The following is a 3,813-nucleotide window of genomic DNA, read 5'->3' as shown; positions in this document are numbered from 1 at the left end:
TGACAAAGGCCGGTCCGACCCACGGCCGGATATGGTCTCTGGCCCTGCTCATATGCTCGGCAAACTCCCGGGCCTGCCACGTCTCAAGAGGCTTCAAGACGACCCCGTCTCGAACGACTGTTTCAAACATAGTTTCTCCGGAGGGTCTGCCCAGCGTTTGGTTGCCACTGGGGGCGGGTCGAATTGTCTCGGACACGAGGGGCGGCCAGCAACCGCTGCGGAATGTTGTGGCGGCCTAGGATCCATGCCAATAACCTGCCGCAGCTCGCGAAGCCCGTAGCCGTGATTCCTATTTAGAATAGCGGCCAGGGCACCGCCGGCATCTCACCGCTCGGGGCCGGAAACCGCCCTGCCGAGCGTAACCGGGCGCAGCGCGCGGCAAGCGAAGCGATTTCTTCGGCGCTGAGCAAGTCCGCCAAGTTTCGGCCAAGCCCACCCTGCATTCCTTCGCTGACACGCTCGATGCCGTCGCGTTCCTCGGCGGTCAGAGCGTCTCCCAGCCAACCCCACAGCACTGTGCGTAGCTTGTGGTCACGGTGAAAGGTGAGCCCATGGTCCACACCGTGCCGGTGTCCGTCAGGCATGGCAAGAATGTGGTCCCCCTTTCGATCGGCGTCGTTGACGATGACGTCGAACACCGCCATGCGTCTGAGCGCTGGCGAGTCTTCGTGAACGAGGGCAACCATCTGCCCGTTCGCATCTCGTCCCTCGAGAACGTGTTTCCAGCCGACCTCCGGGGCGCCCTCTGACGCAACGAGGTCCACCGCGTTCTGGTCGGGATCTGCCTCCTGCCACAGCTGCACCATCCCTGCGCCGAACGGACCATCACGCAGCCACGTGCGTGGAACCACGTTCCAGCCGAGGACTTCCGAAACCAGGTAGGCGGCGACCTCCCGGTGGGCAAGGAAGCCGTCGGGAAAATCCCACAGCGATTTCTCACCGGCTATTGGCTTATAGACAACCGTCGTGTCGCCGATGCGGCCCAGGAAGGTGGCGTTCGACGCCGTCGTAATGCGCCCGGTAAGCGTCAGCTCGGCCGTCAACAGGTCCGGCGCTGGCATCAGACCCCGGGAAGGGTACAGATGTGCCCGTCGGCGTCTACGGGGTAACCGCAGAGCGCGCACGCCGGACGCCCGGCGCCCACGATCTCGCGCGTGCGCTTGGCGAACGCTCGGGCGGTGCCGACCGGCATTCGTACCAGCAGCATCTCGGGCACTTCAGCGCCGTCCTCATCGAGCGGGCTGCCGTTGTCATCGGCGTCGGCGTCGGTGATGGGGTAGGCCTCAATTACGACCTGGGCCGTGGTTGGGTCCCAACCTAAGCTCATGGCACCGGTGCGAAACTGCTCCTGAACGGCCTCGAGCTGGTCATTGTCAACAAGTTCAATGGGAGTACCCCTGGGAACGCTGAAGGGGTTGCCCTCGACGGTGATGAGCTGGTCGAGAATTTCGTCGATCTTCTCCGCGAGCAGAGCCGACTGCTGCTTTTCGAGGGCAATACTTACCATCTGCGTCCCTGCGCGGACCTGCAGGTAGAACGTGCGCGCCCCCGGAAGGCCAATGGTGCCAACAACGACCCGATCAGGCCAGGCAAACTCGTGAACACGTGTAGGCATGTAAGTATTTTAGGCACAAGCGGTGCAGGGCGCCTTTTGCCCTGCACCGCCGCCCACCGGCGCATCGCCGGAGGGCATGCCGTTTGACAGCCACGACAGATCACCCGCGTCCGTGTTGGTCGCGTAAACGCTCGGCCGACTGGCGCCGTAGCGCACGATCGATACCGAGGCGGGGCCCACGTTTATACGCTGGAACAGGTCTAGGTGCATGCCGAGCGCGTCGGCGAGGATTGACTTGATGATGTCACCGTGACTCACCGCCACCCACACCGCCCCTGGCCCGAACTCGGCTTCGAAGGCTGCATCGTGGCGTCGAATCGCTGCCACCGACCGAGACTGCATCGCGGCCATGGATTCACCGCCGGGAAAGACGACGGCGGACGGTTGCAACTGCACAACCGGCCACAAATCCTCGGTCGCGAGATCACTGAGCGTGCGGCCCTGCCACTGGCCGTAATCGCACTCGGTGAGATCGGGATCGATCGGCGCGTACGGTGTGCCAGCCTGGCGATCGAGGATGAGCTGGGCGGTCTGCTGACAACGCTCAAGTGGGCTCGACACCACCCCCACTACGGGCACGGCCGCGAGCCGGTCTCCGGTCAGAGCCGCCTGGTCGCGCCCGAGCTGGTCCAGCCTGACGCCGACGGCCCGACCGGCGAGCAGTCCAGTGGCATTGGCTGTGGTGCGGCCGTGCCGCACGAGAATTACTGTCGCCATCCTGCCAGCCTAACCACCCGCTCGACGGCGGGGCGAAACGTACCGGGTAGCGCGTCGAACAGGCGATAATGCACTGGCGGACCCTTCCCTTCAAGCACGCTGACGCGCTCAAAGCCGCCCAGGCGGAGTCGGCACGCATTGACCGGCCTTGGCGTGGTCGGCGCGTTCAAGAATCCGTGACACCGCGTAGCCGAAGACCAGTCCCCAGAATGCCGGGTGGATGTTGAAGAGACTTATGCCTGACATGGTCACGACGAATGTCACCAGGGACCCCAGCGAGAACGTCGTGGCAAAGGCGGTCACAAAGGCCTGCTGGAGCGCGCGCAGCATGGCAATACCCCCCAGGGCAAGGATGAATTCCTTTGGGGTGGCGAGCATGAGCCGAGTGAGGGCGGGAGCCAGGAGGGCGCAGCCTACGGCCAGGATGCCGAACACCACGGCAGCCGTGTATTGGCGCTGCTTGGTTCCTGAAGACGTCAGGAGTGCATTGGTGGGGCCCGTCACGCAGGCTGAGACCGCGCCGCAGCCGGCGTTGAGCAACGAAAATGCGCCCGAAACGATGGCGAAGACGTTCACCGGCGGATTGTGGCCGGCGGCACGGAGGACTGCGATGCCCTGGCCGTTCTGAACGAAAAGCACGGTGAGGGCCAGGGGCACAACGAGCTCGAGTTGTGCTGCCCAGGTGAATTCGGGAGGGGTGAAGACTGGTGTGGCCAGAAGCGGGCCGCCCCCGTGGAATGAGAATTGACCACTGGCCGCCACGGCGAGGCACCCAACCACAAGGGTGCCGAGCACCGGTGGTAGGAACCTGCCAAGGGCGGGCACGGCTGTCAGGATCAAGAACGCGGCCACCATCGGAGCGGCCACCAGGGGGTTCGACTGGGTTGAGGCGACAATGTCGGTGCCGAACTTGAGGAATACGGCTGCCACCATGGCCATGACGATCGGCATCGGGACCAACGCCATGATCCGCCGCACTACTCCGGTGGCGCCCAAGGCCAGGACGAGAATTCCGGATGTGAAGAATGCGCCCACCACTTCCGGAAAGGACAGGTGCTGCAGGGATGGGCCCAGCAGCACCGTCCCTGGAATGGACCAGGCGAAGCCCAGAGGCTGTCGATAGAGGAGAGACATGACCAGGGTGGCTGCCCCACCCGAAAAAAGGATGCCGAACACCCAAGACGCGAGTTGGCCTTCGGTAAGTCCTCCCGCCGTTCCCACGGCCAGGGTTACAGCTATTGGTCCCGAAGCGGAGAAGATGAGGCCGATCACGCCGTTGGAAACATACGGCACACTCAGGTCACGGAGGACCGAGCGCACACCGGCGGGACGGACGCCCGGGCGCTCCAGCACGCTTTGACTTACCGGAGCCGCAACAGCAGCCTCCCCATGGGAAACGGCGGATGGGTCCTGACGGRATGGCAGCATTCGGGCTCCTGGCACGGGCGGCAAAAAAGACTGGCGCCCTGGAGTCTGCACTC

The 3,813-nt window shown here is 64.3% G+C and carries 4 protein-coding genes; all 4 read right to left on the bottom strand.

The window, feature by feature from the left end; genetic code table 11:
* Positions 1-293 precede the first annotated feature (293 nt).
* Positions 294-1,061: an SCO1664 family protein gene (locus tag AB4Y86_RS14020; RefSeq protein WP_441402817.1), complete on the bottom strand. Its 768-nt coding sequence runs from the start codon at positions 1,059-1,061 to the stop codon at positions 294-296.
* Positions 1,061-1,615, bottom strand: coding sequence for a DUF3090 domain-containing protein (locus tag AB4Y86_RS14015; RefSeq protein WP_441402816.1), 555 nt, complete (start codon positions 1,613-1,615; stop codon positions 1,061-1,063). The genes AB4Y86_RS14020 and AB4Y86_RS14015 overlap by 1 nt, the downstream gene beginning before the upstream one ends.
* 9 nt (positions 1,616-1,624) lie before the next feature.
* Positions 1,625-2,332, bottom strand: a complete 708-nt coding sequence (locus AB4Y86_RS14010) for a histidine phosphatase family protein (RefSeq protein WP_441402815.1) — start codon at positions 2,330-2,332, stop codon at positions 1,625-1,627.
* 108 nt (positions 2,333-2,440) lie between these two features.
* On the bottom strand, positions 2,441-3,685 hold the full coding sequence (locus tag AB4Y86_RS14005; RefSeq protein WP_441402814.1) for a benzoate/H(+) symporter BenE family transporter: 1,245 nt from the start codon (positions 3,683-3,685) through the stop codon (positions 2,441-2,443).
* Between the last annotated feature and the right edge of the window lie 128 nt (positions 3,686-3,813).

The organism is Arthrobacter sp. 2YAF22_2 (assembly GCF_052114645.1).
In the GTDB taxonomy this organism is placed as follows: domain Bacteria; phylum Actinomycetota; class Actinomycetes; order Actinomycetales; family Micrococcaceae; genus Arthrobacter.
The sequence above is the reverse complement of the archived record's forward strand: the minus strand, read 5'-3'. Positions and strand labels throughout refer to the sequence as shown.

Bases quoted from the DNA above. Each gene is read 5' to 3' on its own strand.
- AB4Y86_RS14020 (WP_441402817.1), bottom strand. From the start codon at position 1,061: ATGCCAGCGCCGGACCTGTTGACGGCCGAGCTGACGCTTACCGGGCGC.
- AB4Y86_RS14015 (WP_441402816.1), bottom strand. From the start codon at position 1,615: ATGCCTACACGTGTTCACGAGTTTGCCTGGCCTGATCGGGTCGTTGTT.
- AB4Y86_RS14010 (WP_441402815.1), bottom strand. From the start codon at position 2,332: ATGGCGACAGTAATTCTCGTGCGGCACGGCCGCACCACAGCCAATGCC.